This is a genomic window from Sinorhizobium sp. 22678 (genome assembly GCF_052044265.1).
Lineage (GTDB): Bacteria > Pseudomonadota > Alphaproteobacteria > Rhizobiales > Rhizobiaceae > Sinorhizobium > Sinorhizobium meliloti_A.
In genome coordinates this window covers 18,115-44,630 of record NZ_JBQEMS010000009.1, presented here as the reverse complement: position 1 = coordinate 44,630, position 26,516 = coordinate 18,115, and the positions used below count along the sequence as shown (strand labels likewise).

Below are 26,516 nucleotides of genomic sequence, written 5' to 3'. Positions count from 1 at the left end.
CTATGGCATTAAAAGACTTTCTGCCCATTTTATTCGGCCTGACAATGACAATCGTGTTATCGGCGGCGGCTCGCGCCGAGCCCGTCAGCCTCGTCGGCTTCGGCGACAGCCTGATGGCCGGCTACCAACTTCCCCCGGAAGATGCCTTCCCCGCCCGCCTCGAAAAGGCCCTTAAGGACAAGGGGCTCGCCGTCACGATCGCCAATGCCGGCGTATCCGGCGACACCACCTCCGGCGGTCTTGCCCGCATCGACTGGTCGATCCCCGACGGAACAGACGGCGTAATCCTGGAGCTCGGCGCCAACGACGCGCTGCGCGGCATCCCGCCGGAAGAGACGCGCAAGAATCTGCAGGCGATGGTCACACGGCTCAAGGAGCGCGGCATCGCCGTCCTGCTCGCAGGAATGATGGCGCCGCCGAACATGGGGCCGGATTATGCGGCGCGCTTCAATCCGATCTATCCCGACCTCGCAAAGGAACACAATCTCGTCTTCTACCCTTTCTTCCTCGACGGCGTCGTGACCGAGGTTGGCCTTAAGCTCGACGACGGCATGCATCCGAACGGCGGGGGTGTCGGCGTCATGGTAGAGCGCTTCCTGCCGACGGCGGAGCTTTTCGTCCGCTCACTTGCGAAAGGAGAATGACAGCGCATCCACAGTTAAGGGAAAGTAAACGTTCCGACGGGACAAATAATGGTTGCGTGCAGATGCGATGCGTGATTCGCTTCAAGCATCTGCAAGAGATTCGGGGAGCTCGCCATGCCGAGACTATTCACCGCCCTCGAAATTCCGCGCAATGCAGCAATGAGTCTTTCCTTGCTGCGCGGAGGTCTTCCCGGAGCTCGCTGGATCGATGTGGAGAATTACCACATCACGCTCCGCTTCATCGGCGACGTCGACTGGCGAACCGCCGACGAGATCATCGACAGGCTTGACCGCATCGAACGGCCCGAGTTTCAGCTGCAGCTGTCGGGCACCGGCGCCTTCGGCTCCAAGAAACCGCACTCCGTCTGGGCCGGCGTCAGCATGGCTTCCGAAATGTTCGCCCTTCAGGCTGAGATCGAGCGCATCTGCCAGCGCATAGGGCTTCCCTCGGATCCGCGAAAGTTCACCCCGCATGTGACGCTGGCGCGCCTGCGCTCCTCGCGCGTCGAGGATGTCGTCGAATATCTCTCCGGGCGCGGTAATTTCGTCACCGCTCCCTTTACCGTCTCCCGCTTCGTGCTCCTGTCGTCACGCGATTCGGTCGGCGGCGGTCCGTATCTCACGGAAGAGGTCTTCTCGCTTCACGAAGAGCGCTCGAACCTCGCGAGCAATGAGGAGCATCCTGCTTCGAGCGTCTGGTAAAGCGCCCGAAGGCCTCCGCCGGCTCCCGGATAGGGACCGGAACGTCCTCGTCGAGCGGCGGGCTTGCGCGTGAACATTGTCGCGGGCAAGCTCGTTGTTAAGGACGGGATGCACAAGGAGGAAGAGCATGCGGCCGGAAAAATTGGACGCGGCGGCCATCGCCGAGCATTTGCACAAGATGGAGGGCTGGGTCCTTGCGGAGGACGGCGGCTCTATATGGAAGACCTTCCGGTTCAAGACCTTCGCCGAGGCCTTCACCTTCATGACGCAATGCGCCTTCGCCGCCGAAAAGCTCAATCATCATCCGGAATGGTTCAACGTCTACAACAAGGTGGACGTGACGCTGTCGACTCACGACGCGGAAGGACTGACCGAACTCGATTTCAAATTGGCGGCAAAGATGGACCAGGCGGCCGAGGGTCGCATGCCCGACCACATGAAATAAGGGCCGCATGCCCGACCATAGCAAACAGGAGCCGCGTGCCCGGCCATTTGAAATAGCGGCCACCGTTCCCATATCAGGCTGCGGCACTACAATGCCGCGCAGTACCCTGAACGACCGGAATCGACGCGATGGACGATATCAAGATCGGTGAAATTCTCCTCCCCGGCGAGGAATCCGAGCAGGAGCGCAAGGAACACAAGGTGCGCCGCCGGTTCTGGCCGACCTTCCGGCGCGCGGCCCGGCAGATTCCCTTCAGCCGCGACCTCGTCGCCGCCTATTATTGCGCAGTCGATCCGGCGACGCCGACGCGCACGCGCGGCATTCTGCTCGCGGCGCTCGGCTATTTCGTCCTGCCGCTCGATTTCGTGCCTGACATGCTGGCCATGATCGGCTTCTCCGACGACATCGCCGTATTGACGGCCGCCTTTGCCGCAATCAGCGGCCAGATCAAGGAACGGCATTACCAAAAGGCCGATGAAGTGCTGCGAGACGGCGCCGGGCAGTGAGGTATTCCCGCTACTGCGGCGTTTGCGCGTCCGATCCCCCGGCGCCAGAGGCGCCTTGCCGCAATCCCGCCCGGAAAGTCAAACTCTTGCCCGATTCTTTGTGACATAGAGGGAGGCAAGGGGCGGCTCTCCAGTATCGACGTCGACCGGATCGGCAATCCGTGTGCGAATGGACCTCGAGGCGCATTCGGGCGCAAAAAGGGGCGTTTTCCCGAGTCGTTGACGGTTTGGTAACCCGGATTAAGTCAAAATAAACTTAAATCGTGACTATGCGTTGCCCATCCCACGCGGTATCGGGCGACCGTAAGCAAGACAAGCGGCAGGAACTCATGTTTGTAAGAAAGATCGCAACTGCACTCGCACTCGTAATGGCTGCATCCGGCGTGGCTTCCGCTCAATCTCCGACGCGAATCCAGCAGTTCAACGCCTGGGGTGCATATTCCTACCAGGCCGGCAACGGCAAGGTCTGCTATGTGCTGTCCGTGCCGAAGGAAAAGACCCCGGCCGGTGTCGATCACGGCGATATCTTCTTCCTCGTTTCGCAGCGTCCGGGACAGAACATCAGCTATGAGCCGCAGGCGATGATGGGATACCCGCTGCAGGACAATTCCAAGGTCAACGTGGTGGTCGACGGCCGCACCTTCGTCATGTTCACCAAGGGCAATTCCGCCTGGGTGGAAAACGCCGCCGAGGAACCGGCACTGGTCGCTGCGATGAAATCGGGCAAGGCCATGTCGGTCAACGCGAAATCGCGGCGCGGTACGGAGACCTCCTACTCCTATTCGCTCTCCGGCATTTCGGCCGCCCTGAAGCAGATCGAGGCCTGCAAGTAAGAGCCAAGCGCGCGTGACGATTGCAAGGGCCGGCCATGAGGCCGGCCTTTTTGCGTTGGGTGTTCAGGCGGATCAGGGGCAGACTAACGTCCCATGGTGACTCGCCGCCAAAAGAATGCTAAAGCGCCCCCAAATTCTGAGCCCCCGCACCCCCGTCGAGCGCGTGGCCGAGGCTCGCCAGATTTCAATTCGAGCATCGGAACAGGATCCGGAAACGTCTCCGGACGAGCCGTCGCTTTACGACAGGACCAGATGAGCATGGCAGTCACCGAGATTCTAAACAGGGCGGACATCGTCAAGGCGCCCCAGGTGCGGCTTGCGCCACAGCCGGAAAAGCCGTCGCTGATCGGCCTGTTGCGCGAAGACATCGCGAAGCTGCTCGTCGAAAAGGGCGTGCCGGAGCGGCAGGTGAAGATGCGCGTCAGCCAGCTCTGGCATTGGCTTTATGTTCGCGGCGTCTCGGATTTCGACGAAATGTCCAACGTCTCCAAGGACATGCGCGAGATGCTGAGGGAGCATTTCACCATCGCACGGCCGGAGATCGTCGAAGAGCAGGTTTCGGGCGACGGAACGCGCAAGTGGCTGCTGCGCTTTCCCGCACGCGGCGCCGGCCGTCCGGTAGAGATCGAGACGGTCTACATTCCCGAGGAGGGCCGCGGCACGCTTTGCATTTCGAGCCAGGTCGGCTGCACGCTCACCTGTTCCTTCTGCCACACCGGCACGCAGAAGCTGGTGCGCAATCTGACGGCGGAAGAGATCCTTGCGCAGCTTCTGCTCGCCCGCGACCGGCTCGGCGATTTCCCCGAGCGCGACACGCCGCAGGGTGCGATCGTGCCGGCGGAAGGCCGCAAGATCACCAATATCGTGATGATGGGGATGGGCGAGCCGCTCTACAATTTCGAAAACGTCAAGACGGCGCTGCTGATCGCGTCCGACGGCGACGGGCTGTCGCTGTCGAAGCGGCGCATCACCCTTTCGACCTCCGGCATCGTGCCGGAGATCTACCGCACCGGTGAGGAAATCGGGGTGATGCTCGCGATTTCGCTTCACGCCGTGCGCGACGATCTGCGCGACATGCTGGTGCCGATCAACAAGAAGTATCCGCTGAAGGAGCTGATGGAGGCCTGCCGCGCCTATCCGGGCCTGTCGAATGCCCGCCGCATCACCTTCGAATATGTGATGCTGAAGGACGTCAACGACAGCCTGGAAGACGCCAAGGAACTGGTGAAGCTCCTGAAGGGCATTCCGGCCAAGATCAACCTGATCCCCTTCAATCCCTGGCCGGGCACCAATTATCAGTGCTCGGACTGGGAGCAGATCGAGAAGTTCGCCGACTTCATCAACCAGGCCGGCTATGCCTCGCCGATCCGCACCCCGCGCGGCCGCGACATTCTTGCCGCCTGCGGACAGCTCAAGTCGGAATCGGAACGCATGCGCAAGGTCGACCGCCTCGCCTTCGAGGCGATGATGATCGCCAATCACGGCGAGGACTGAGGCGGCTCATCGTCCTTCCAGCAGTTTCGGGCGTGCCGCACGATCACCGCGATCGATGAAGAAGTTTGATGGATGAAGCCGTTTACGCCGATTGATTTCGGGCCCTTGCTTTCCTAAGAAAGCGGCGGAATTATTCTGAAGCGATGCGGGAGGGACGTTAGCCGGCCTTCGCGGAAATCGCCAACCAAAAACCGGAGGACACCCATGCGTTCGCTTCTTATCGCGCTTGCCGCCACGGTCGCGCTTTCTCTACCGGCACGCGCCGACGAAGTCACGGTTGCCGTCACGGCAATCGTCGAACATCCCGCGCTCGATGCCGCACGCGACGGCGTCAAGGATGCGCTGGCCGCCGCCGGCTACAAGGAAGGCGAGAACCTCAAGTTCATTTACGAGTCGGCGCAGGGTAACCCGGCGACCGCAGCACAGATCGCCCGCCAGTTCGCGGGCGAGGCCCCGAGCGTAATCGTGCCGATCTCCACCCCGTCGGCCCAGGCCGTGGTCTCCTCCACCCGCGATATTCCCGTTGTCTTCACCGCCGTTTCCGATCCGCTGGGCGCGCAGCTCGTCAAGGACATGGAGAAGCCCGGCGGCAACGTCACCGGTCTTTCCGACCTGTCCCCGGTTGCCGAGCACGTGGCGCTGATCAAGGAGATCCTGCCGAACGTCAAGACCATCGGCTATCTCTACAATTCGGGCGAAGCGAACTCCGTCTCGCTGCTGGCGGTCCTCAAGGAAGAGGCTGAAAAGGCCGGCCTGACGGTGATCGAATCCGCCGCGACGAAGTCGGCCGAAGTCCAGGGTGCGGCTCGTGCGCTCGTCGGCCGCGCCGACGCGATCTATGTCCCGACGGACAACACCATCATCTCCGCCCTCGAAGGTGCCGTCGCCGTCGCAGAGGAAAGCAAGCTGCCGCTCTTCACCGCCGACACCGATTCCGTCTCCCGCGGCGCACTGGCGGCCCTCGGTTTCAATTACTATGACGTCGGCAAGCAGACGGGCGAGGTAGTCGTTCGCGTCCTCAAGGGCGAAAACCCCGGCGATATCGCCGTCAAGGTCGCCGCCGGAACCGATCTCGTGATCAACAAGGGCGCCGCCACCCGTATGGGCGTCACACTGCCGGAGAGCGTCGTCGGGCGGGCGACCCGGACGATCGAGTAACGATCCCCCTCTCCGGACGATCCCGCTCTCCGGGCGATCCCCTTTCCGGGCGATCATTGTCTTTTTGCCGCCCCCGTTCCATACGGGGGCGGTTCGCTTATCGAGCGGGATACGGAAATGGTGCGCATCCCGCTTCAACTTCAGAATACGTGCTCCGCAGCGCCCTACGCCTGCGGAGCATCCGAGAAGAGGACTACCGGCGTTGAGTCAAATCGCTTTCTGGGGAGCCGTGGAGCTGGGGCTTGTCTATGCCTTCGTCGCCGTCGGCGTCTTTCTCGCCTTCCGGGTGCTCGACTTTCCGGATCTGACCGTTGACGGCTCCTTTCCGCTTGGCGCCGCAGTCACCGCGGTCCTGATCATCGCCGGCGTCAATCCTTGGCTTGCCGCAGCGGTGGCGATGGTCGCCGGTGCTGCCGCAGGGATGGTAACGGCGCTCCTGAACGTGCGGTTCAAGATTCTGAACCTGCTCGCCTCGATCCTGACGATGATTGCGCTCTTCTCGGTCAATCTCCGCATCATGGGCAAGCCCAACGTCGCATTGATCAATGCCGACACGATGCTTTCGCCCTTCTATGGCCTCGGTCTGCGGGACTTCCATGTGCGCCCGCTTTTCGTCGGCATTCTCGTCGCCCTTGCCGTCGTTCTCGTCTGGCGCTTTCTTGAAAGCGATGCGGGCCTTGGGATGCGGGCGACCGGCGCCAATTCCCGCATGGCACGGGCGCAAGGGGTCGACACCAGCCGGCAGATCTATCTCGGCATGGCGATCTCCAACGCACTCGTCGCCCTGGGCGGTGCACTGTTTGCCCAGACCAACGGCTTTGCCGACGTGACCTCGGGTGTCGGGACGATCGTCGTGGGGCTTGCCGCCGTGATCATCGGCGAGACGTTGCTCGGCGCCCGCGGCATTCTGATCGCGCTCATCGGCTGCGTGCTCGGGTCGATCCTCTACCGCATCGCCATCCAGGTGGCGCTTTCGACCGATACGCTCGGTCTGCAGGCTTCCGATCTCAATTTCGTGACCGCGCTGCTGGTGACGATAGCGCTCATCCTGCCCCGCCTGCGCCGCGGAGGTGCCGCATGATCAACGTCGAAAACATCCAGGTCGTCTTCGGCAAGGGCACGCCGCTCCAGAAGCAGGCGCTGAACGGCGTCAGCCTCACCATCGAGGAAGGCTCCTTCGTCACGGTCATCGGCTCCAACGGTGCCGGCAAGTCGACGCTTCTCGGGGTTCTCGCAGGCGACGTGCTGCCGAGCGGCGGCCGCGTCACGATCGGTACGACCGACGTGACGCGCAAGGGCACGGCGGCCCGCGCAGGGCTCGTCGCGCGTGTCTTCCAGGATCCGCTCGCCGGCAGTTGCGGCGCTCTCTCGATCGAGGAAAACCTGGCGCTGGCCGCCAGGCGCGGCGAGAGCCGCGGCCTGACGCCGGCGCTCGGCTCGCGGCGGCGCGAGCATTTCCGCGAGCGTATCGCCGAACTTAATCTGGGTCTCGAAAACCGCATGCGCGACCGCATGGACCTGCTTTCGGGCGGCCAGCGCCAGGCGGTGTCGCTGGTGATGGCGACGCTTGCGGGCTCCGAGGTGCTGCTGCTCGACGAGCACACGGCGGCACTCGACCCGGGAATGGCCGAGTTCATCATGAACCTCACCCAGAAGATCGTCTCGGACCGCAAGCTGACGACGCTGATGGTCACGCATTCGATGCGCCAGGCGCTCGATTTCGGCCACCGCACCGTCATGCTCCACGGCGGCGAGATCGTGCTCGATGTTGCGGGCGACAGCCGCAAGACGCTTCAGGTCGAGGACCTCATCGCCATGTTCCGCCGCATTCGCGGGCAGACGTTGGACGACGATGCGCTGCTGATCGGGTGACGAAGTTTGGGCGGGTGTGGCCCCTCATCTGCCTGCCGGCATCTTCTTCCCGCAGGACGGGGAGAAGAGGGCACGCCGCGATCTCGGCGCTCGATCCGCAACCTTGAATATCGACTCGAAATTTGGGTAGCGGATCTTGCCGCTTGTCTCTTCTCCCCGTCAGGACGGGGAGAAGATGCCGGCAGGCAGATGAGGGGCAAATAACCGCAAACGCCCGGAGATAATCTCAGCGCGCCTGCGTCAGGAAAATCTTCACGGCAAAAATCGAGAAGACTCCGGCGAAGCTGTAGTCGATCGCCCGCATGACGCGCCTGTTGCGCTGCAGCCAGGCGGCAAGCCAATCGGCGGCGAGCACGACCATCGCATTGACCGGCATGCCGATGACGATGAAGAAAAAGCCGAGGAACAGGAGCTTGCCCGTGACGGCGGGATCTCCGGCGCTGACGAACTGCGGCAGGAAGGTCATGAAGAATATCACGACTTTCGGGTTCAGAATGTTCACCGAAAAGCCGGTCGCGACGTTCGAAAGCGCAGTTCCCTTCGCCTCCGTCACCTTCGTCACCGACAGGCTGGATCCGTAGCGGATCGCCTGGATCGCAAGCCAGAGGAGATAGGCTGCACCGCCGGTCTTCAGAACCAGGAAGGCGGACGGAGATGCCGTGATCAGTGCCGAAATGCCGAAGGCGACGAGCAGCGTATGGACGACGATGCCAAGTCCGGTGCCGAGCACGACGAAAAGCGCGGCCTTCTTCCCCTGCGCCAGTGCCCGGCTGATCGAAAGCGTCATGTCCGGACCCGGTGTCGCGGCGAGGAGGAGACTTGCTGCGGCGAAAGCGATGAGTGTCGGCAGGTTGGGAACGAAATCCATGACGCATTCCTCGAACGACGATCCTTGCTGATACCTCCGGCCTGAGGCTTTTGCCAGTGGATTCACGCGATCTGGCGACCGCCTTGCATTTTCTTCCCGCCTGTCCTCCGCGCTCAAACGCGGCACAGTTTTGGGCGACATGCAGTAGTTCCGCTTGTATCCCCTCAAGTTCTGGCTAAAGTGCCGCAGATTTTCGATGCGGCAGCGCCGCGCCCGAGAGCCTGACAAAACGAGCAGACGGACAAAAACCATGGCATCGCATAAAGACGTCAAGAAGGTCGTTCTCGCCTATTCCGGCGGTCTCGACACCTCGATCATCCTCAAATGGCTGCAGACTGAACTGGGCGCCGAAGTGGTGACCTTCACCGCCGACCTCGGCCAGGGCGAAGAACTGGAGCCGGCTCGCAAGAAGGCCGAGATGCTCGGCATCAAGGAGATCTATATCGAGGACGTCCGCGAGGAATTCGTGAGGGACTTCGTGTTCCCGATGTTCCGCGCCAATGCCGTCTATGAAGGCGTCTACCTGCTCGGCACCTCGATCGCCCGTCCGCTGATCTCCAAACACCTCATCGATATAGCCAGGAAGACCGGCGCCGATGCGATCGCCCATGGCGCGACCGGCAAGGGCAACGACCAGGTCCGATTCGAGCTTTCTGCTTACGCGCTCAATCCGGACATCAAGATCATCGCCCCCTGGCGAGACTGGTCGTTCAAGAGCCGCACCGATCTGCTCGAATTCGCCGAAAAGCACCAGATCCCGGTCGCCAAGGACAAGAAGGGCGAGGCGCCTTTCTCCGTCGACGCCAACCTCCTGCACTCCTCCTCGGAAGGAAAAGTGCTGGAGGACCCGGCCCAGGAAGCTCCCGAATATGTGCATATGCGCACCATTTCGCCGGAAGCGGCACCCGACAAGGCGACCATCATCAAGGTCGGCTTCGAACGTGGCGATGCCGTGTCGATCAACGGCGTGCGCATGTCGCCGGCAACGCTTCTTGCGAAGCTCAACGAATACGGCCGCGACAACGGCATCGGCCGCCTCGACCTCGTGGAGAACCGTTTCGTCGGCATGAAGTCGCGCGGCGTCTACGAGACTCCCGGCGGCACGATCCTGCTTGCGGCCCATCGTGCGATCGAGAGCATCACGCTCGACCGCGGCGCGGCGCATCTGAAGGACGAGCTGATGCCGCGCTATGCCGAGCTCATCTATTACGGCTTCTGGTTCTCTCCGGAGCGCGACATGCTGCAGGCGGCGATCGACAAGAGCCAGGAGCATGTGGAAGGCGAAGTGACGCTGAAGCTCTACAAGGGCAATGTCATGGTCATCGGCCGCGAGAGCGGCAAGTCGCTCTATTCCGACAAGCTCGTCACCTTCGAGGACGATCAGGGCGCCTACGACCAGAAGGATGCCGCCGGCTTCATCAAGCTCAACGCGCTGCGCCTGCGCACGCTGGCAGCGCGCAACCGCTAAGCTCTGAAGGATTGCAGGTTGGGAGCCGCGGTGGATCGCTCCGCCGCGGTTTTTTATCTTTGCTCACTCCGCCGCTTCGCTCAGCGGCGTCTCCGCAGCCGCCGGTGCGACCAGCGGCCTTAGGCGAACGGACCTGCGGTACCAGAAATAGCTTGCAAGCGAGAGAAGGCCGAAGCTCGGAATGATCGTTCCGAGTGCTGTGGCCGGCACCCCGACGAGAGCTGCAAGCGCGCCGCCGAGGAGTCCGGCGCTCATCTGGATGAAGCCCATCATCGCCGAAGCCGTGCCGGCGATATGCGGGAAGGGGGCCATCGCCGCGGTCATCATATAGGGCATGACGAAGGCGATGCCGAAGGCATAGATCCCGATCGGCGTCATCACCGAGAGGAAAGTCGGTTCCAGCGCATGCATGGTGAAGGCGAGGGCGAGGCTCGCCGCGCCGATGAAGAAGAGACCGGCCGGCACGAGCGCCTGCGGCGTGAAGCGACGCATCATGAGACGCATCGTGACCGTGCCCGAAAAGAACAGGCCCGATTGCATGAGCATGCCGATGCCGAACTCGGTCGGGCTAAGCCCGACCTGGCTGATCAGCACGAAGGGCAGCATGGTCGCCCATGCATAGAGCGCGCCGACCGCGCCGGCGATCACCAATGTCGATGACACGAAGCGAGCGTCCCTTATAAGCTCGCCATAGGCTGCGAGAATGGGCCGGAAATGCCCCTTGTTGCGATCCGGCGTCGTCGTCTCCGCCATGAAGAGCTGAACGATGAAGCACGCCATCAGCGCGAAGCCGACCATCAGCAGGAAGATCGACTGCCAGCCGAACAGGCCAAGCGCGATACCGCCGAGGGTCGGTGAGACCGCCGGCCCGAGCGCCAGCATCATGCCGATCATGTTCATGATGCGCGCCGCCGTTGTGCCGGTGAACTGGTCGCGAACGATGGCGCGCGCCACGGTCATTCCGACGGAGGCGCCGATTCCCTGCACGAGGCGCCCCGCGAGCAGCACCGGGACGGAGGGCGCGAAGGCCGCCATCAGGCTGCCGGCGAGATAGATCGCCATGAAGATCAGCGTTGTTCGCCGCCGGCCGATGACGTCGGAAAGCGTGCCCGAGGCGAGCTGGGCAAGGGCGAAGCCGCCGAAATAGAGAGACAGCGTCATCTTGATCGCCGCTTCGGTGGAGGCGAAGGCACGCACGAGCTCCGGCATTGCCGGCGTGTAGAGCGCCATCGAGATGGGGCCGAGCGCCACTAGGAAGGCGCCGATGATGCTCGTGCGCCGCTCGCTCATCCTGAGCGTCATTCGGCCGCCCCCTTCTCCTTGCCGGCGAGACACGGGTCGAGGCGGCGGAGACTGTCCCGCAGGATCCTCAGGTTTGCGCGCAGGACCTCCCGTCCGTCGTCGCCCAGGTCCTCGGTATAAGCATTCATCATTTCACGCAGGCCCGACATCAGCTCGGTGATGAGCGGGTCGGCCTTGTCGGTCACGACGACGTTCTTGGCGCGCCGGTCCGCCGGATCCGGGATGCGCGCGACGAGGCCCATCGCTTCGAGGCGGTCGAGATAGGCGGAGAGGGTCATGGGCTCGATCCCCATTCGGGTCGCGATCTCCGCCTGCTTGATGCCCTCGGTGACGGCCACCTGGACCAATGTGCGCGCCTCGCCGGGCGTGATCCCGAGGTCCATCGCATTGACCTTGCGATCGAAGGCACCGCGCAACAGGCGGGAGACATCGGTGAGGAGCATCCCGATCGTATCGGACTCGAGTTTCCTGGGCATTTGATCGATCGCGTTGAATAATAAGTTTTGCTTATCATATCCGTTCCGCCCATTCAACGCGAGCACGCTCGTCATCGGGTTTCACTCCCCGCCTCGCCGATTGCCGAACTGTCAAAAAATTGATATGAGCACGGTCATGGAATCCAAATTCGGATGTCGCGAGCAGAAGATCGTCGTGCTGCAGGATCACAAGCGCCTGCCGGCACGCTTTTTTGCGCGCGTTTCAGGGGCGCTCACCAGCCGCCTATCCTGATCGCACGATCAGCGTTACCGGCCGCATTGGCGCCGGCCCCCATTCCACATTCTTGAAAATACGATGGATACATACCCCATGAGCGCACCGCGTACTCTCTACGACAAGATCTGGGACGATCACCTGGTGGACAGCCAGGCCGACGGAACCTGTCTCCTCTACATCGATCGTCACCTCGTTCACGAGGTGACGAGCCCGCAGGCCTTCGAAGGACTGCGCATGGCCGGACGCAAGGTTCGCGCCCCGGAAAAGACGCTCGCCGTCGTCGACCATAACGTCCCGACTTCACCGGACCGCCATCTCGGCATCAAGAACGAGGAAAGCCGCATCCAGGTCGAGGCGCTTGCCAGGAACGCCGCGGATTTCGGCGTCGAATATTATTCGGAGAACGACAAGCGCCAGGGGATCGTTCACATCGTCGGTCCGGAGCAGGGCTTCACGCTGCCTGGCATGACGATCGTCTGCGGCGACAGCCACACTTCGACGCACGGCGCCTTCGGTGCGCTGGCGCACGGCATCGGCACGTCCGAGGTCGAGCATGTCCTGGCGACGCAGACGCTGATCCAGAAAAAGGCGAAGAACATGCTGGTGCGCGTCGACGGCCAATTGCCGCCGGGCGTCACCGCAAAGGACATCATCCTTGCGATCATCGGCGAGATCGGCACGGCAGGCGGCACCGGCCACGTCATCGAGTTTGCCGGTGAGGCGATCCGGTCGCTGTCGATGGAAGGCCGCATGACCGTCTGCAACATGACGATCGAAGGCGGCGCGCGCGCCGGGCTGATCGCACCGGACGAAACCACCTTCGAGTACATCAAGGACAAGCCGCGCGCCCCCAAGGGCGAGGCCTGGGACAGGGCGGTCGAATACTGGAAGACGCTGCACACGGACGAAGGCGCCCATTACGACCGCGTCGTCGTGCTCGATGCCGCCAATCTGCCGCCGATCGTTTCCTGGGGCTCCTCGCCGGAAGACGTCGTCTCCGTCCAGGGCGTCGTTCCCGACCCGGACGACATCCAGGACGAGACGAAGCGGACCTCCAAGTGGCGTGCGCTCGACTATATGGGCCTGAAGCCCGGCACGAAGATCACCGACATCGCCATCGACCGGGTGTTCATCGGCTCCTGCACCAATGGCCGCATCGAGGACCTGCGCGCCGTCGCACAGGTGGTCGAAGGCCGCAAGGTCGCCCCGACCGTTTCGGCGATGATCGTTCCGGGCTCCGGCCTCGTCAAGGAACAGGCGGAAGCGGAAGGCCTGGACAAGATCTTCAAGGAAGCGGGCTTCGACTGGCGCGAGCCCGGCTGCTCCATGTGCCTGGCGATGAACGACGACCGCCTGAAGCCCGGCGAACGTTGTGCCTCCACATCGAACCGCAACTTCGAAGGCCGCCAGGGCTTCAAGGGGCGCACGCATCTGCTTTCTCCGGCAATGGCAGCCGCGGCGGCGGTCGCTGGTCATTTTGTCGACATTCGCGAATGGAAATAGCCGGTTTTGAGCTTTTCCGGCGTTTGAGCCGCCCTTCGGGGCGGCTTTTTTTATGCGCATGATGATGCGACAATGCGCTGCCGCCCCCGGTTTTCTGCCCTGAGGAGCTTTCATGCCCGATGACGCCCGGCCCTCGACACGCCGACTCATGCTGCTCCGCCATGCGAAGTCCGCCTGGCCGGACGGCGTTGCCGACCATCGCCGGCCGCTTTCGGAGCGTGGACGCAAGGCGGCGCCCGTCGTCGGCGCCTTCATCGCCCGGCAAGGGCTTGCTCCGGACCTGGCGCTCGTTTCGACCGCGCGGCGCGCCCAGGAGACCTGGGAGCTCGTCGCCGGGGCGTTGCCGCACAAGATCCCCGAGCGCGATGCGGTCGGCATCTACGAGGTCGCCGCATCGGCCATTCTCGACGCCGTCCGCAGGGTCGAGCCGACGGTGGAGAAACTGCTCCTCGTCGGCCACAATCCGGGAATGGCCGATCTTGCGCTTCTGCTTGCCGGGCGCGGCGATGAAGCGGCGCTGGAGCGGCTGAGGGAGAAGTTTCCGACAGCCGGACTTGCCGTCATGGATTTCGACGTCGAGCGCTGGTCGGACATAGCGCCCGGCACCGGCCGCCTGGTTCGCTTCGTGACGCCGCGCATGCTTGAGGAGGAACGGTCGGACTGATTCGGATTGCCCGTTCGGCTTTGCTGCGCGACCGAAGCTACACCACCTTCACGATCATCCCGCGGCGCATTTGCCGGAGCAGTCGCCGCATGGCCGAAAGGCTGACGGCCACGCAGCCCTCGGTCGGCTCGTAGCCCGGACGGATGAGGTGGAAGAAGATCGCCGAGCCGGCATTGCGCCTTCGGGAGGAAATGTTCCAATCCATGACGAGGCAGATGTCGTAGAGCCCGTCGTCGCGCATCATGCGTTCATGTCCGGCACGAAACGGCGCCCTGACGGGGCGATTGTAGCACGGGTGTTGCGGGGCATCGCACCAGAGCATGTCGCCCCGGACGGCCCGCATCGGCAGGCGCGTCGAGGGAAACGGGACGCGATCGCGCCTGACATAGCCGCCGATGAGCCGCATGACCGCGCGGGGCGTCGCCCCGTCGCCTTCGCGCTTGATGGCAGTGACGCCGCTGCGCCCGATCGCAGCCTGCTCGACCCGTCCGTCGAAAAGCACGAGGGCGCGCTTGCGGTCGCGCGGAGCGGTTCTGACGACGATGGTCCCTTTTCTCGATCCTGTTGTCGACGCCTTCTTGCGCATCGGTCTCACAAATTCTTGCTTTGCCGTGATCGCGCCGCGACCTTAAGCCGGTTTTCCTATATGACGATGCCTGCGGCGCCGTGCGTATCATCCGACGCGCAGACGTCGCTGCGGCCACTTTCAGTTGCGGCCTGTTTCTATCCTAAATAGGTTAGGATTTACGGAAACATGCGGCAGCGACTGCCGCGCTTGCCAAGAGCGGCATTTGAGTTAGTTTTGAACCAGGAAGCAACAGGAACTGTCCCATGGCGACTCGCACCATCCTCCTTGTCGACGACGACGATGATCTGCGTGAGACGTTGATAGAACAGCTCTCTCTCTACGAAGAGTTCGACCTTCTGCAGGAAGCGACCGCCGGGAAGGGCATTCAGATGGCGCGTGGCCGACAGGTCGACCTCCTGATCATGGATGTCGGTCTGCCCGACATGGACGGGCGCGAGGCGGTGAAGCTCTTGCGCAAGGGCGGCTTCAAGGCCCCGATCATCATGCTGACCGGTCACGACACCGATTCCGACACGATCCTCGGCCTCGAGGCCGGCGCCAACGATTATGTGACGAAGCCGTTCCGCTTCGCCGTGCTGCTTGCCCGCATTCGCGCCCAGCTCCGCCAGCATGAGCAGAGCGAGGACGCGACCTTCAATGTCGGCCCTTACACATTCAAGCCCAGCCAGAAGCTGCTTACCATGGAGAACGGCCAGAAGATCCGACTGACGGAGAAGGAAGCCGCAATCATCCGATATCTCTACCGCGCCGACCAGAAAGTGGTCACCCGCGACGTGCTGCTCGAGGAGGTCTGGGGCTATAATTCCGGCGTCACGACCCATACGCTCGAGACGCATGTCTACCGGCTGCGCCAGAAAATCGAGCGCGACCCTTCCAATGCCGAGATATTGGTGACAGAGAACGGCGGCTACAAGATCGTTCCCTAAGCCGGACGACATGACCGGGGGAGATTTGCCGCTTGGCGCTCAATGACGACATCGCACTCTTGTCCAACGTGTCGCTCTTCGCCGACATCGGCGAGGACAAGCTGAGGCTTATCGCCTTCGGCGCCGAGCGCCGCCGGGTGGCCAAGGGGCACGAACTCTTCCGGGAAGGCGCGCCGGCCGATTGCGCCTATGCCGTGGCGGCCGGCAGCTTCGCGCTTTCGAATGCGAATGCGCAGGGCCGCCAGCAGCAGGTGATGACCGTCGGCCGCGGCGCGCTCCTGTCCGAGCTCGCGCTCATCTCGATGGTCGAGCGCAAGTTCACCGCGACGGCGCAGGAGGACAGCGAAGTGATCCGGATCAACCGTCCGCTCTTCCGCCGGATGCTGGAGGAATATCCCGAGGTGACCGCCATGGTGGAAGCCCGCATCCGGGAAAACATTCAGGCGATGATCCGCCGCGTGGAGGCGCTTGCCGGGCGGTTTACGTAAGCGGATGGCGCCGTCAAAGCTCGAAATGGGCTATGACGGGCACATGGTCGGACGGGCGTTCCCAGCCGCGCGCTTCCTTGAGGATCTCGACGCGCACGAGCCGGCTCGCGAGATCGGCGGAGGACCAGATGTGGTCGAGCCGGCGTCCGCGGTCGGCGGCGGTCCAGTCCTTCGCCCGATAGCTCCACCAGGTGTAGAGTTTTTTCGGCGGCGGCGTGTGGAGGCGCATCAGGTCGACCCATGCACCTCCGGTCATCACCGAGACCAGGCCCTCGGTTTCGATCGGCGTATGGCTGACGATCTTGAGAAGCTGCTTGTGCGACCAGACGTCGTGCTCGAGCGGCGCGATGTTGAGGTCGCCGACGAGGATCGACGAGACGCCGGCCTCGGCCTCCGCGTGCAGGAGCTTCATCTCGTCGACGAAGTCGAGCTTGTGTCCGAACTTCGGATTGACCGTGCGGTCCGGCTCGTCGCCGCCGGCCGGTACATAGAAATTATGGAGGCGGATCGTCTTTCCACCGGCCGCGAAGACGACGGAGAGATGGCGTGCATCGCCGACGCCGCAATAGTCGCGACGGTCGGAGAGTTCATGAAGCGGCAGGCGAGAGATAGTGGCGACGCCGTGATAGCCCTTCTGCCCGTGCATCTCGATGTGTTCGTAGCCGAGCTTCCTCAGCGGCGCCGAGGGGAACTGGTCGTTCCGACACTTGATTTCCTGCAGGCAGAGGATGTCCGGCTGCCATGTCTTGAGGAAATGTTCGACCAGCGGCATGCGCAGGCGAACGGAGTTGATGTTCCATGTGGCGATGGAAAGAGGCATTCCTCGTTCTCCCGGGAAATTGCCGGAAAAGGATCACGCGTCCGGCAACGGGAGCGTTTAAACAGGTTAGCCACCGATCGACAAGCTTGAAAAAATCGCCCGGTGCGGAGATCGCGCAAGGCTTCCTGTCGGCGCCGCTTTCGCAGCCGGCAGTCAAGACGCGTTCTCGCGCGGATCTGCCGACGGATTAAGCCGCCATGTCGCCAAGACGAACGGCACCGAAAATGGCTGCCTGCCAGCCCAGTGTGGCCCAGCGTATGTCGATGGAGTGAATCGAGCCGGAATGCGGCAATGCGCCAACAATGCGCTGGGTGAGCGTGTTGCGCGGATAGCCGTCCATGTCGATGACGCCGCCGCCCAGCAGAACGATGCGTGGCGAAAACAACACCGTCGCTCTGGCAACGGTTATCGCCTGCTGCCACAATATGTCGTCGAGAGCGTCGCACAATTCCGGCGACTGCGCAGCAGCCTGGAAGAGGTCCTTCACGGCGACGCCATGTGCAGATGCGAGGTCCACCAGAGTTGCACCAGAGGCGTACGCCTCGATCCGCTTGGGGAATTCCTGACGGTCACCCGGCTCGAGCACCGGCATGTGGCCGATTTCAAGCGCCCACCCGCCGCCACGAAAAATGCCGTTTTCGCCAAGGTAAGCGGCACCGATTCCGGTGCCGAAGTAGACAGCCAACACCTCGCATTCGTTGGCAATCGCGCCGCAGGCGCTTTCCCCGAGCAACTGCAGAACCACGTCCCGCTCCAACTGGACGGGAACCGAAAGCGTGGAAGCCAATTCGGAGGCCAGGTGAACGCCGTTTAGTTCGGGAACGTTTGCGGCATGGATGATCGTATCGCAGTCACGTCCGATGAACCCGGGGACAGTTGCCACGACCCGGTCGATGGTCAGGTCGGCATCGACGGACGCACATTGCAGGAGCCGGGCGAGTTGGGCCGCAGGAGCGCCTCGGCGAAGATTGCTCGTCGAAAAGGTGCGCGTGACTTCGAGCGGCACACCATGATCCGCAAAACCGATCTTGACCGAGGTTCCCCCGATTTCGGCAACGGCGATCGTTTCGGAGGCGGCTTTGAGCGTCATGAAAACTCCTGTCTGTCAACGAACTGCGACATCGCGCGTATGCGGGGGCGTATTGCCTGCAAGCATTGCCTGATGCAGAAGATAGGCAGCACCCAGGGCGGGGCCGTCATTGCCGGTGCTTGACGTTTCGACGCGGGGCATCGGATAGCCTTCGATGAGAGACGCGGCCAACAAAGCCTCCGTTTGTTCGGCCACGAAGGGATAGATCGCGCTGACCGATCCGGCGAGGATGATGCGGCCCGGCTGCAGGACGCAGGCAAGGGTCGCCAGCCCCCGAACCAGCCAGCGAGCCCAGTCGCGGGCGCAGGCAAGCGCGGTGGGGTCACCCGACGACAGCACTGCGATAAACGCGTCAAGCGAACTAATGACGCCGCTGATATGTGCGTATCGGGCAAGGAGGGCGTCCTTGCCTATAAATGTTTCCCACCGACCAGGACGCACAGCGTCATAAACGAAGCCAGCCTCTCCGATCGGCATATGGCCGATCTCGCCAGCGCCGCCCAACTGACCGCGATGCAGCTTGCCATTGCTGACGATGCCGCCCCCAACGCCGTTCTCTATGAGAACGACGAGGCTGTCATCGCCCTCGCCATCCGGCGGAGCCGAGCGATAGGTCTCAGCCACGGCCACCGCATTGGCGTCGTTTTCGAGGAGCACCGGGACACCAAGGCCGATGGACTCGGAAATCAGTTGCGCGAGGCTGACCCCATGCCAGCCCAAAATGGCGGCATGAAAGGTTTCGCCGTCCCCATCCAGGAAGCCCGGCAGCGCTACGTTGAGGCCATGGGGCCGTGCGCCGGGAGGCAACGTTCTGCGCACCTCATCAACCAGTGCTACGATGAGTTTCATCGCTTGAGCGGGCCTGCTTGCCGCACCTGAGAATGGGCGGGTGGCCTTCGCTCGGACTTTTCCCGAAAGGTCGATGGCGATGACGTCGATCCGGTTCACGCCGATATAGGCGCCGAGAAAGAAGACACCGCTGCCGGCGATTTCAACGACGATCCCGGGGCGACCGACCTTGGCCCCTGCTTCGTTGCCCGTTGTCGATTCCCGTTCCCGCGCCAAACCAGCATCGACAAGGCTTTGCACCAGAGTCCCCGTGGTCGAGCGGGTCAGATCGAGCTCACGGGCCAAGGATGCGCGAGTCAGCCCACCCGTGCGAAACAGTGCCGAAAGCGCGCGCGCTTCGTTCGGACGAAAAAGCAGTGTGTTTGACAATTTGAAGCCTATTTGTTCGATAAAATTACTAATAACCTCAGACAGTGCTGTCAATTGGGCCGATTCTTGATGCATTGCAGCATAGAAAAGCGGATATGCCGCTATTGACGGTCAAGGGAAACGGTGTTTTGTTCGGTTACGCTACAAAAATTCCGGTAGGGTGCAATGACGGTTTTGGCGCGACTCGAAAACATCGTGAAGGATTTCGGTGCCGTCCGCGCACTCGATGGCGTCACCCTCGAAATCAACCAGGGCGAGATTCTTGGCCTGATGGGGGACAACGGGGCCGGCAAGTCGACGTTGGTGAAAACCATCGCCGGAAACTTCCAGCCGTCTTCCGGTTCCTACACCCTGGAAGGTGAGCCCGTGGTCTTTTCCGGACCGGCGGAAGCTCGTCGCCATGGAATAGAGGTCGTCTATCAGGATCTGGCGATCTGCGACAACCTGACCGCGTCGGCGAACGTCTTCCTCGGCCGCGAATTGATGCGGCAGATCGGGCCGTTCAAGGTGCTCGATCACAAGCGCATGAACGCCCGCTCGGCCGAGATATTCCGGGAACTCAAATCCGAGACCCGCCCGGCCGATCTCGTGGTGCGCATGTCCGGCGGCCAGCGTCAAGCGGTGGCAATTGCTCGTACCCGGCTCGCCAGGTCGAAAATCGTCCTTATGGACGAACCTACGGCGGCAATCAGTGTCCGGCAGGTTGCCGAGGTGCTGGCCCTGATCCGCCGCATGAAGGCACAAGGCCTTTCCGTGATCCTGATCAGCCATCGCATGCCCGATGTCTTCGAGGTTTGCGACAGGGTCGTGGTGCTGCGTCGGGGTCGCAAGGTGGCCGACAAGATGATCGAGCAATCGAGCCCCGAAGAAGTGACCGGCCTGATAACCGGCGCGATCCAGACGGCCTGATCCCGGAGAAACAACGCATGAGTGCTCCCGAGGAAGTTCCCCACATGGATGTCGATCTCCTGAAGAGCTCCGACCGCCCTTTCTGGAGCCGCGTATTCCTTGCGCAGGAGACGTGGATAGCACTGGCTATCCTGGTGATAGGCCTGGTCGTATCGGTCATCTCGGCAAAGTTCGCGACTTCCGGAAACCTCCTCAACATTTTCCAGAATGCCTGCTTCATCGGGATCATGGCGCTCGGCATGACGCCGGTGCTCATCAGCGGCGGTATCGATATCTCCGTCGGATCGATCCTCGGCATGTGCGGGGTGACGCTCGGCATCGTGCTCAATTCGGACATGCCGCTCGCGGTCGGCATCCTCGCGACACTCGCCATGGGTGTCGTCTGCGGCATGGTCAACGGAGTCATCATCTCCTACGTCAAGCTCCCGCCATTCATCGTCACGCTTGCTACCCTATCCATCGGACGCAGCCTCGCGCTGGTGCTCACGAACAACGAGGTGTTCTACGAATTCGGACAGGCCACCAACGGTATCATCGCGCTCGGCGGCGGCTATAGTTTCGGACTGCCCAATGTCGTCTATGCTCTCGTCGCCGGCGTGATCATCCTGCATTTCCTGCTGACCATGACGCGGTGGGGCCGCTACCTGTTCGCGATCGGCGGCAACGAGGCTGCGGCGCGAGTGGCGGGCATCCCTGTGGACCTCATCAAGGTCTCGGCCTACGCCTTCAACGGACTGATGGTCGCCATAACGGCCGTGTTCCTGGTCGGCTGGCTTGGCGCCGTCACCAACGCGATCGGAACCGGATACGAGTTGCAGGTCATCGCGTCGACGGTCATCGGCGGAGCGTCGCTGGCAGGCGGGTTCGGCACTGCGCTCGGCGCAGCCATCGGCGCGATCCTCGTAGAGGTTATCCGCAATGCCCTGCTCATCGCAGGGGTAAACCCGTTCTGGCAGGGAATGTTCGTGGGAAGTTTCATTCTAGCCGCGGTCCTGCTCGAAAGAATCCGCTCGCTGCGTCGGTGAGCGCGTCCGCATCAACAAGGAAAAGGGAGGAACTTCAATGCAACCAGTACACACTCTCACGGCAGCCCTTTCGGTGGCCTGCCTGGCCGTCGGCTTGACTGTGCCCCAGGCCAACGCTGCCGATCGCGAATTCGCCCTCGTCTTCAAGGTGCTCAACAACGCCTTCAGCCCGCCGATCCAGCAGGGGTGCGAGGCCGCCGCGAAGAAGTTGGGCGATGTCACCTGCACCTATCTCGGCCCGACCGAGTATGACGAAGCCAAGCAGGTCCAACTTGCCCAGGATATGGTCACCCGCGGAGTGGCCGGCCTCGGCGTTTCGGCCGGCAACCCGAAGGCCATGGCTCGCATCATGAAAATGGCCCAGGATAAAGGCATTCCGGTCGTGACTTTCGACACGGACGTTCTGCCCGAAGATGCAGGCCTGCGCTCGACCTACATCGGAACCGACAATTATGAATTCGGCATCGCATTGGCGCAGAAGGTGCTGGAGACCAAGAAGGACGGCGGCACCGTCTGCATCCAGTCGGGTGCGCCTGCATCCGAGAACCTGAAAGCCCGCGTCCAAGGCATCCGCGACACTCTTGCGGGCGTCACGAAGGACAAGGGTGCGGAAACGCTGACCGGCCAGAACGGATGGATCGAGCCGGCAGGTTGCCCTGTCTATAATAATGACGACATCACGCTTGCCGCCCAGCAGGTGCGCGACGTGATGACGAACAACCCCGAGCTTAGCGCTTTCATCGCTGTCGGCGGCTGGGCCCAGTATGCTCCGCAGGCTTACAAGCAGGCCATGGAGCCGCTCAAGGCACGCCTCGACAGCAAGGACCTGGTTGTGGTGTTCGGCGACAATTTCGGCCCGCAGTTGCCCCTGCTGGCCGAAGGACTCAGCCACTACAACATCGGCCAGCGTCCCTATGACATGGGTTATGAAACCATCATGGCGCTGGACAAGCTGACCAAGGGCGAAAAAGTGGAGCCGTTCATCAAGACCGGTACCGAGGTTTGCACCCCGGAGGACGCGCTGACGACCTGCGGCAAGACTGCGAACTAGTCCTTTTCCATTCCCCATCCCGCCCTTGTTTCGGCCGGGATGGGGACTTGTACTCGGCAAACCGCCCGCCGGGCGCAGGCTCTCCATCACTCAAGGGCCGATGGCCCTGACGGACTTTTGCATGGCTTCTCGACGTTTCAGACTGGGTATGGTGGGTGGCGGTCAGGGCGCCTTCTTCGGTGCAGTCCACCGCCGCGCGGCGGCGATGACGCATCGTTTCGAGTTTGTCGCCGGTGCGCTGTCGAGTGATCCGACGCGCGCCCTGGAAAGTGCCGACGCGCTGTATCTCGACCGCGATCGCAGCTACACCGACTTTGCCGCCATGGCGGCCGCCGAGGCCGGACGCGACGACGGCATCGACCTCGTGGCCGTCGTAACGCCCAACCACATCCACGCTCCCGCTTCTCTTGCCTTCCTGGCGTCGGGCATCAGCGTCATGTGCGACAAGCCGCTGACCGCGACGCTCCCCGAGGCTCTCGAAGTCGAGCAGGCGGCAAAGGCCGGCACAGCGCTTTTCGGCGTCAGCTACACGAATGCCGGCTTCGACATGGTTCGGGAAGCACGCGCTGTCGTCGAAAGCGGAGCCATCGGCGAAATCCGACTCGTGCGGGTTGAGTTTCCTCAGGAATGGCTCGCCTCAGCGACCGAGGCCGAGGGCAACAAACAGGCCGAATGGCGCACCGATCCGAAGCGAAGCGGCGCGGGTAGCCTCGGCGATATCGGAACGCATGCCTTCCACCTTGCCGAGTTTATCAGCGGGCTCCAGTGCATCACGGTGTCGGCCGAGGTCGACAGCTTTGTCCCCGGGCGACAGGTCGACGACAACGTTTCCGTTCAGCTTCGGTTCGAAAATGGCGCCAAGGGCAGCTTATGGGCAAGCCAGGTCGCGATAGGGAAGACCAATGGTCTTCGCATAGAGATTTATGGCGACAAAGCGTCGCTCGGCTGGGGTGTGGCAGACGCGAACGTTCTGCACTTCTGCCCGCTGGGCGGGCAGCGGATTACCATCGATCGCGCTTCACATGGCACTGTGGTCAAAGGACACATGCCGCCCGGACATCCACAAGGCTTCGTCGAGGCGCTTTCGCAACTTTACGCCGACATGGCGGACCAGCTCGAAGCTCGCCTTACCGGCGTGGCCGCGTCCTCGAAATCTCTCCTCTTGCCCGGCATAGACGCCGGGGTGCGAGGAATGAGGTTCATCGACGCGACGCTGCGCTCAGGCAGCGCCGAAGGAAGATGGATCACGCTCTAGATCACGATGTTTTCATGCCGGATGGACCTGAAACTTTGTGATCGGCTTCCGGGAGTTAGAGCGGGACGCGCGCGGAAAACCGTACACACCACTCACTTTGACGCCCGACGGGCTGCCGCTCTGTGAACAAACTTAAGGAACTCTAGAATGCCAGCAAAACAGGAACGCCGCCTTCGAGTGGGTGTGCTCGGTGCCGGGCAGATCGCCCAGGCCGCTCATTTCGAGGCCTGCACGAAGGCTGTCAATGCCGATCTCCATGCTATCTGCGATGTCGCCGATGACCTGCGCGAACGGATGGCGATTACCCACGGTGCAGCGAAGACCTACGACGACTACGACAGGATGCTTGCCGATCCCGATATCGAAGCCGTGATCATCGCGACCGCCGACGCCTTCCACGTCCCGGCCTCGCTGCGCGCACTCGAAGCCGGCAAGCATGTGCTCTGCGAAAAACCCGTCGGCGTGACGGTCGAGGAGTGCCTCGATCTCAGAGAGGCCGTCGAAAAGTCCGGCAAGATATTTCAGGTCGGCCACATGAAGCGCTTTGATGCCGGTCTCCAGGCGGCAAAAGCCTTCATTGCCGACGAGATGGGCGAGATGATCGCCCTCAAGGCTTGGTATTGCGACAGCACGCACCGCTATGCGATGACGGATGCCGTCCAGCCGCTGATCGTTACCAGCGCCAATGCGAAAAAGCCTTCGGCCAATCCGAAGGCGGATCTGCGCCGCTACTATATGCTGGCCCATGGCTGCCACCTCATCGACACGGCGCGTTACTTCGGCGGCGACATCGTCTCGGTGCAGGCGCGGCTTTCCGAGCGGGCCGGCATCTGGTGCTGGTTCGTCGACGCCGAGTTCGCTTCCGGCACGCTCGGCCACCTCGATCTGACCGTGCAAGTCCGCATGGACTGGCACGAGGGTTTCCAGATTTACGGCGAGAAGGGCAGCGTTCTCGGCAAGACCTATAACCCCTGGTACTACAAGACGAGCGAGGTGGACATTTTCCGCGAGGCCGAGGGCGCGACGCATCGGGTGCTCGGTGCTGACGGTCATTTCTATCGCCGCCAGGTCGAAGGCTTTGCACGCACCATCCTCGATGGTGCGCCGATGGAAGGCGCCGGCATCGACGACGGCCTCGCCTCGGTGCGCGCCATGGTCGCCATCGCCCGCTCGGTGGCGAGCGGCAAGGCGGTTGCGCTTGCCGATGCCGAGGGTGGCGTCTGATGAAGCTCGGAATCTTCGCCAAGACCTTTGAAGGCACGCAACCGGGTGCGGTGCTCGATGCCGTCGCGGCTGCCGGGTTTGCCGCCGCGCAATACAACATGGCCTGCTCGGGCCTCGCCTCCATGCCTGAAGGCATCGACGAGCGGCAGGCGTGCGCCGTTGCCGATGCGGCGAAGAAGGCCGGTATCGAAATCGCGGCGGTCTCCGGCACCTACAATATGATCCATCCCGACCAGGCGATGCGCGAGGCCGGCCACCGCCGGCTGGCCGTTCTGGCGGAACGCAGCCACGCGATGTCCACCCGCCTCATCACGCTCTGCACCGGCACGCGTGATCCGCTCGACCAGTGGAGGGAGCACCCCGAAAACGACGCGCCGGAAGCCTGGCGCGATATGCTCCGGGCCATGGAGACGGCGATCGGCATTGCAGACCGCTGCGACGTCGATCTCGGCATCGAGCCGGAGCTTGCCAATGTCGTCAACTCGGCGGAAAAGGCCCGCCGGCTGATCGACGAGATGCGGAGCCCGCGTATCAAAATCGTGCTCGACCCCGCCAATCTCTTTGAAACGACAACGCTTGACGAGCAGCGGACGACCGTGTCCGCGGCAATCGATCTTCTCGCCGACCGCATCGTCATGGCGCATGCGAAGGACCGGAATCCGGACGGTAGTTTTGCGACCGCTGGAAAGGGGGTGCTCGACTACGCACATTATCTCGCTCGCCTGAAGGCCATCGGCTTTACCGGCAGCCTGATCGCTCATGGGCTTGCAGCAAGCGAGGCCAAGGACGTTGCCCGCTTCCTCTCCGAAAAGCTCGAGGCGGGGCCATGAGCATAAACTTCGAGACACGCGACGGCACGCGGCTGAATGTCGACACGGCGGGCGAGGGCACGCCGGTTGTCTTCCTGCACGGACTTTGCGGCGACGCGGGCCAGGCCTCCGAAGCGTTTCCTGGCGAATCCGGCTTCCGTCGCGTCACGATCGAGGCTCGCGGTCATGGCCGATCGCAGTCCGGCGGACTCGACAGGCTTTCGATCGAAACCTTCGCGAATGACGTTGCCGCCTATGTGGAGGCCAATCTGGGCGTGCCTGTCATCATCGGCGGCATTTCCATGGGCGCGGCGATTTCGCTTCGCCTGGCCGTAAAGCGTCCCGATCTCGTCCGCGCCCTTGTCCTTGCCCGGCCCGCCTGGCTGACGGCATCGGCGCCGGAAAATATGATCCCGAATGCCGAAGTCGGCCACCTTTTGACCCGTCTGCCGCCGCCCGCGGCCAAGGCCGCTTTCCTGGAAGGTCCCATCGGGCAGCGTCTTGCGGCGGCCGCGCCGGACAATCTGGCCTCGCTCACCGGCTTTTTTGCGCGGGAACCCATCGAGGTCACCGCCGCGCTCCTCACCGCCGTTTCCAGCGACGGCCCGGGAGTCACGGAGGCTGATCTCGCCCGCATCGCCGTCCCGACGCTCGTCATCTGCCATGAACGCGATCTCGTTCATCCCATCGCCCACGCGCGTGCGCTGGCGGAGAAAATCCCCGCTGCACGCTTCGTCCAGATCACCCCCAAGGCGGAAGACAAGGCGCGATACGTCGCCGATTTCCACCACGCCATGCGCAGGTTCCTGAAGGATTTTCAGAGATGACCGTCGCCGCAAGCGGGCAAGCTTGTCGAGCGCATTGGTCGGCGCGGGATTTGTGTCGTCTCTGCGACGCGAGCCCGCGGCGGGGTATCCCGAACTTAAACAGGCTTAAAGC

28 protein-coding genes are annotated in these 26,516 nt (G+C 62.7%); 21 read left to right on the top strand and 7 right to left on the bottom strand.

Translation table 11 applies throughout. From position 1 onward, the window contains the following. Positions 1–2: 2 nt before the first annotated feature. The 9 genes from ACTJKL_RS15210 to ACTJKL_RS15170 all read left to right on the top strand — a co-directional run bounded on the left by ACTJKL_RS15210 (position 3) and on the right by ACTJKL_RS15170 (position 7,654). The gene (locus tag ACTJKL_RS15210; protein ID WP_100672713.1) at positions 3–644 is read left to right on the top strand and encodes an arylesterase; all 642 of its coding nucleotides are present in this window, start codon (positions 3–5) and stop codon (positions 642–644) included. Between the two features lie 114 nt (positions 645–758). Further along, positions 759–1,346 (top strand): RNA 2',3'-cyclic phosphodiesterase, encoded by a 588-nt coding sequence (thpR, locus tag ACTJKL_RS15205; RefSeq protein WP_440853214.1) that lies wholly within the window; start codon positions 759–761, stop codon positions 1,344–1,346. A 127-nt stretch (positions 1,347–1,473) separates the two neighbouring features. Beyond that, positions 1,474–1,791: a 4a-hydroxytetrahydrobiopterin dehydratase gene (locus ACTJKL_RS15200; protein ID WP_028010554.1), complete on the top strand. Its 318-nt coding sequence runs from the start codon at positions 1,474–1,476 to the stop codon at positions 1,789–1,791. 128 nt (positions 1,792–1,919) lie between these two features. Beyond that, on the top strand, positions 1,920–2,297 hold the full coding sequence (locus tag ACTJKL_RS15195) for a YkvA family protein (RefSeq protein ID WP_100672715.1): 378 nt from the start codon (positions 1,920–1,922) through the stop codon (positions 2,295–2,297). 329 nt (positions 2,298–2,626) lie between these two features. Continuing rightward, entirely contained in the window at positions 2,627–3,130 is a 504-nt protein-coding gene (locus ACTJKL_RS15190) for an invasion associated locus B family protein (RefSeq protein WP_100672716.1), read from the top strand. Between the two features lie 258 nt (positions 3,131–3,388). Next, positions 3,389–4,624, top strand: coding sequence for a dual-specificity RNA methyltransferase RlmN (gene rlmN, locus ACTJKL_RS15185; protein ID WP_379938463.1), 1,236 nt, complete (start codon positions 3,389–3,391; stop codon positions 4,622–4,624). Positions 4,625–4,828: 204 nt separating this feature from the next. After that, the gene (locus ACTJKL_RS15180) at positions 4,829–5,782 is read left to right on the top strand and encodes an ABC transporter substrate-binding protein (protein ID WP_018097379.1); all 954 of its coding nucleotides are present in this window, start codon (positions 4,829–4,831) and stop codon (positions 5,780–5,782) included. Between the two features lie 202 nt (positions 5,783–5,984). After that, positions 5,985–6,863 (top strand): ABC transporter permease, encoded by an 879-nt coding sequence (locus ACTJKL_RS15175; RefSeq protein ID WP_440853213.1) that lies wholly within the window; start codon positions 5,985–5,987, stop codon positions 6,861–6,863. Further along, positions 6,860–7,654 (top strand): ABC transporter ATP-binding protein, encoded by a 795-nt coding sequence (locus ACTJKL_RS15170; RefSeq protein ID WP_100672718.1) that lies wholly within the window; start codon positions 6,860–6,862, stop codon positions 7,652–7,654. Before ACTJKL_RS15175 ends, ACTJKL_RS15170 begins: the two co-directional genes overlap by 4 nt. A gap of 226 nt (positions 7,655–7,880) precedes the next feature. Here the strand turns inward: ACTJKL_RS15170 and ACTJKL_RS15165 are convergent, their stop codons facing one another. After that, a complete protein-coding gene (locus ACTJKL_RS15165; protein WP_379938466.1) occupies positions 7,881–8,522 on the bottom strand; it encodes a LysE family translocator in 642 nt (213 codons plus the stop codon). Positions 8,523–8,772: 250 nt separating this feature from the next. Between ACTJKL_RS15165 and ACTJKL_RS15160 the strand changes: the two genes are divergently transcribed. Further along, on the top strand, positions 8,773–9,990 hold the full coding sequence (locus ACTJKL_RS15160; protein ID WP_440853212.1) for an argininosuccinate synthase: 1,218 nt from the start codon (positions 8,773–8,775) through the stop codon (positions 9,988–9,990). Between the two features lie 63 nt (positions 9,991–10,053). Here ACTJKL_RS15160 and ACTJKL_RS15155 read toward each other — a convergent pair whose 3' ends face one another. Both ACTJKL_RS15155 and ACTJKL_RS15150 read right to left on the bottom strand, forming a co-directional pair. Continuing rightward, positions 10,054–11,292 (bottom strand): multidrug effflux MFS transporter, encoded by a 1,239-nt coding sequence (locus tag ACTJKL_RS15155; RefSeq protein ID WP_379938470.1) that lies wholly within the window; start codon positions 11,290–11,292, stop codon positions 10,054–10,056. Next, on the bottom strand, positions 11,289–11,768 hold the full coding sequence (locus ACTJKL_RS15150) for a MarR family winged helix-turn-helix transcriptional regulator (RefSeq protein ID WP_026168844.1): 480 nt from the start codon (positions 11,766–11,768) through the stop codon (positions 11,289–11,291). The genes ACTJKL_RS15155 and ACTJKL_RS15150 overlap by 4 nt, the downstream gene beginning before the upstream one ends. A gap of 331 nt (positions 11,769–12,099) precedes the next feature. On the opposite strand from ACTJKL_RS15150, the gene leuC reads away from it, so the two are divergent. Then, the gene (gene leuC, locus ACTJKL_RS15145) at positions 12,100–13,509 is read left to right on the top strand and encodes a 3-isopropylmalate dehydratase large subunit (protein ID WP_100672722.1); all 1,410 of its coding nucleotides are present in this window, start codon (positions 12,100–12,102) and stop codon (positions 13,507–13,509) included. Positions 13,510–13,621: 112 nt separating this feature from the next. Then, a complete protein-coding gene (locus ACTJKL_RS15140) occupies positions 13,622–14,173 on the top strand; it encodes a SixA phosphatase family protein (protein WP_440853211.1) in 552 nt (183 codons plus the stop codon). Positions 14,174–14,210: 37 nt separating this feature from the next. On the opposite strand, the gene ACTJKL_RS15135 is transcribed toward ACTJKL_RS15140, so the two are convergent. Then, on the bottom strand, positions 14,211–14,759 hold the full coding sequence (locus ACTJKL_RS15135) for a L,D-transpeptidase family protein (RefSeq protein WP_440853210.1): 549 nt from the start codon (positions 14,757–14,759) through the stop codon (positions 14,211–14,213). Between the two features lie 245 nt (positions 14,760–15,004). On the opposite strand from ACTJKL_RS15135, the gene ACTJKL_RS15130 reads away from it, so the two are divergent. Both ACTJKL_RS15130 and ACTJKL_RS15125 read left to right on the top strand, forming a co-directional pair. After that, a complete protein-coding gene (locus tag ACTJKL_RS15130) occupies positions 15,005–15,688 on the top strand; it encodes a response regulator transcription factor (protein ID WP_100672725.1) in 684 nt (227 codons plus the stop codon). A gap of 32 nt (positions 15,689–15,720) precedes the next feature. After that, on the top strand, positions 15,721–16,176 hold the full coding sequence (locus ACTJKL_RS15125; RefSeq protein WP_100672726.1) for a cyclic nucleotide-binding domain-containing protein: 456 nt from the start codon (positions 15,721–15,723) through the stop codon (positions 16,174–16,176). A 13-nt stretch (positions 16,177–16,189) separates the two neighbouring features. On the opposite strand, the gene ACTJKL_RS15120 is transcribed toward ACTJKL_RS15125, so the two are convergent. From ACTJKL_RS15120 to ACTJKL_RS15110, 3 genes are all read right to left on the bottom strand, one after another. Further along, on the bottom strand, positions 16,190–16,996 hold the full coding sequence (locus ACTJKL_RS15120; protein WP_440853209.1) for an exodeoxyribonuclease III: 807 nt from the start codon (positions 16,994–16,996) through the stop codon (positions 16,190–16,192). A 187-nt stretch (positions 16,997–17,183) separates the two neighbouring features. After that, on the bottom strand, positions 17,184–18,086 hold the full coding sequence (locus tag ACTJKL_RS15115; protein WP_440853208.1) for an ROK family protein: 903 nt from the start codon (positions 18,084–18,086) through the stop codon (positions 17,184–17,186). Positions 18,087–18,101: 15 nt separating this feature from the next. Further along, positions 18,102–19,379 (bottom strand): ROK family transcriptional regulator, encoded by a 1,278-nt coding sequence (locus ACTJKL_RS15110; protein ID WP_440853207.1) that lies wholly within the window; start codon positions 19,377–19,379, stop codon positions 18,102–18,104. Positions 19,380–19,469: 90 nt separating this feature from the next. Between ACTJKL_RS15110 and ACTJKL_RS15105 the strand changes: the two genes are divergently transcribed. From ACTJKL_RS15105 to ACTJKL_RS15075, 7 genes are all read left to right on the top strand, one after another. Then, positions 19,470–20,213, top strand: coding sequence for an ATP-binding cassette domain-containing protein (locus ACTJKL_RS15105; RefSeq protein WP_100672729.1), 744 nt, complete (start codon positions 19,470–19,472; stop codon positions 20,211–20,213). Between the two features lie 44 nt (positions 20,214–20,257). Continuing rightward, positions 20,258–21,238, top strand: coding sequence for an ABC transporter permease (locus tag ACTJKL_RS15100; protein WP_440853294.1), 981 nt, complete (start codon positions 20,258–20,260; stop codon positions 21,236–21,238). Positions 21,239–21,275: 37 nt separating this feature from the next. Continuing rightward, on the top strand, positions 21,276–22,289 hold the full coding sequence (locus ACTJKL_RS15095; RefSeq protein ID WP_100672731.1) for a sugar-binding protein: 1,014 nt from the start codon (positions 21,276–21,278) through the stop codon (positions 22,287–22,289). Positions 22,290–22,410: 121 nt separating this feature from the next. Continuing rightward, positions 22,411–23,544, top strand: coding sequence for a Gfo/Idh/MocA family protein (locus ACTJKL_RS15090; protein WP_324762492.1), 1,134 nt, complete (start codon positions 22,411–22,413; stop codon positions 23,542–23,544). A 147-nt stretch (positions 23,545–23,691) separates the two neighbouring features. Beyond that, a complete protein-coding gene (locus tag ACTJKL_RS15085; RefSeq protein ID WP_100672732.1) occupies positions 23,692–24,768 on the top strand; it encodes a Gfo/Idh/MocA family protein in 1,077 nt (358 codons plus the stop codon). Then, positions 24,768–25,598 carry a sugar phosphate isomerase/epimerase family protein gene (locus ACTJKL_RS15080; RefSeq protein WP_440853206.1) on the top strand — a complete coding sequence of 277 codons (831 nt, stop codon included), beginning with the start codon at positions 24,768–24,770 and terminating at the stop codon, positions 25,596–25,598. Before ACTJKL_RS15085 ends, ACTJKL_RS15080 begins: the two co-directional genes overlap by 1 nt. Next, the gene (locus ACTJKL_RS15075) at positions 25,595–26,404 is read left to right on the top strand and encodes an alpha/beta fold hydrolase (protein WP_440853205.1); all 810 of its coding nucleotides are present in this window, start codon (positions 25,595–25,597) and stop codon (positions 26,402–26,404) included. Before ACTJKL_RS15080 ends, ACTJKL_RS15075 begins: the two co-directional genes overlap by 4 nt. The last annotated feature ends 112 nt before the right edge of the window (positions 26,405–26,516 follow it).

Coding starts and splice junctions, on each gene's coding strand:
- ACTJKL_RS15200 (WP_028010554.1), top strand. CDS start 1,474: ATGCGGCCGGAAAAATTGGACGCGGCGGCCATCGCCGAGCATTTGCAC.
- ACTJKL_RS15095 (WP_100672731.1), top strand. CDS start 21,276: ATGCAACCAGTACACACTCTCACGGCAGCCCTTTCGGTGGCCTGCCTG.
- ACTJKL_RS15150 (WP_026168844.1), bottom strand. CDS start 11,768: ATGCCCAGGAAACTCGAGTCCGATACGATCGGGATGCTCCTCACCGAT.
- ACTJKL_RS15170 (WP_100672718.1), top strand. CDS start 6,860: ATGATCAACGTCGAAAACATCCAGGTCGTCTTCGGCAAGGGCACGCCG.
- ACTJKL_RS15075 (WP_440853205.1), top strand. CDS start 25,595: ATGAGCATAAACTTCGAGACACGCGACGGCACGCGGCTGAATGTCGAC.
- ACTJKL_RS15135 (WP_440853210.1), bottom strand. CDS start 14,759: ATGCGCAAGAAGGCGTCGACAACAGGATCGAGAAAAGGGACCATCGTC.
- ACTJKL_RS15080 (WP_440853206.1), top strand. CDS start 24,768: ATGAAGCTCGGAATCTTCGCCAAGACCTTTGAAGGCACGCAACCGGGT.
- ACTJKL_RS15110 (WP_440853207.1), bottom strand. CDS start 19,379: ATGCATCAAGAATCGGCCCAATTGACAGCACTGTCTGAGGTTATTAGT.
- ACTJKL_RS15115 (WP_440853208.1), bottom strand. CDS start 18,086: ATGACGCTCAAAGCCGCCTCCGAAACGATCGCCGTTGCCGAAATCGGG.
- thpR (WP_440853214.1), top strand. CDS start 759: ATGCCGAGACTATTCACCGCCCTCGAAATTCCGCGCAATGCAGCAATG.
- leuC (WP_100672722.1), top strand. CDS start 12,100: ATGAGCGCACCGCGTACTCTCTACGACAAGATCTGGGACGATCACCTG.
- ACTJKL_RS15160 (WP_440853212.1), top strand. CDS start 8,773: ATGGCATCGCATAAAGACGTCAAGAAGGTCGTTCTCGCCTATTCCGGC.
- ACTJKL_RS15180 (WP_018097379.1), top strand. CDS start 4,829: ATGCGTTCGCTTCTTATCGCGCTTGCCGCCACGGTCGCGCTTTCTCTA.
- ACTJKL_RS15120 (WP_440853209.1), bottom strand. CDS start 16,996: ATGCCTCTTTCCATCGCCACATGGAACATCAACTCCGTTCGCCTGCGC.
- ACTJKL_RS15165 (WP_379938466.1), bottom strand. CDS start 8,522: ATGGATTTCGTTCCCAACCTGCCGACACTCATCGCTTTCGCCGCAGCA.
- ACTJKL_RS15085 (WP_100672732.1), top strand. CDS start 23,692: ATGCCAGCAAAACAGGAACGCCGCCTTCGAGTGGGTGTGCTCGGTGCC.
- ACTJKL_RS15210 (WP_100672713.1), top strand. CDS start 3: ATGGCATTAAAAGACTTTCTGCCCATTTTATTCGGCCTGACAATGACA.
- ACTJKL_RS15130 (WP_100672725.1), top strand. CDS start 15,005: ATGGCGACTCGCACCATCCTCCTTGTCGACGACGACGATGATCTGCGT.
- ACTJKL_RS15190 (WP_100672716.1), top strand. CDS start 2,627: ATGTTTGTAAGAAAGATCGCAACTGCACTCGCACTCGTAATGGCTGCA.
- rlmN (WP_379938463.1), top strand. CDS start 3,389: ATGGCAGTCACCGAGATTCTAAACAGGGCGGACATCGTCAAGGCGCCC.
- ACTJKL_RS15140 (WP_440853211.1), top strand. CDS start 13,622: ATGCCCGATGACGCCCGGCCCTCGACACGCCGACTCATGCTGCTCCGC.
- ACTJKL_RS15195 (WP_100672715.1), top strand. CDS start 1,920: ATGGACGATATCAAGATCGGTGAAATTCTCCTCCCCGGCGAGGAATCC.
- ACTJKL_RS15155 (WP_379938470.1), bottom strand. CDS start 11,292: ATGACGCTCAGGATGAGCGAGCGGCGCACGAGCATCATCGGCGCCTTC.
- ACTJKL_RS15105 (WP_100672729.1), top strand. CDS start 19,470: ATGACGGTTTTGGCGCGACTCGAAAACATCGTGAAGGATTTCGGTGCC.
- ACTJKL_RS15090 (WP_324762492.1), top strand. CDS start 22,411: ATGGCTTCTCGACGTTTCAGACTGGGTATGGTGGGTGGCGGTCAGGGC.
- ACTJKL_RS15100 (WP_440853294.1), top strand. CDS start 20,258: ATGGATGTCGATCTCCTGAAGAGCTCCGACCGCCCTTTCTGGAGCCGC.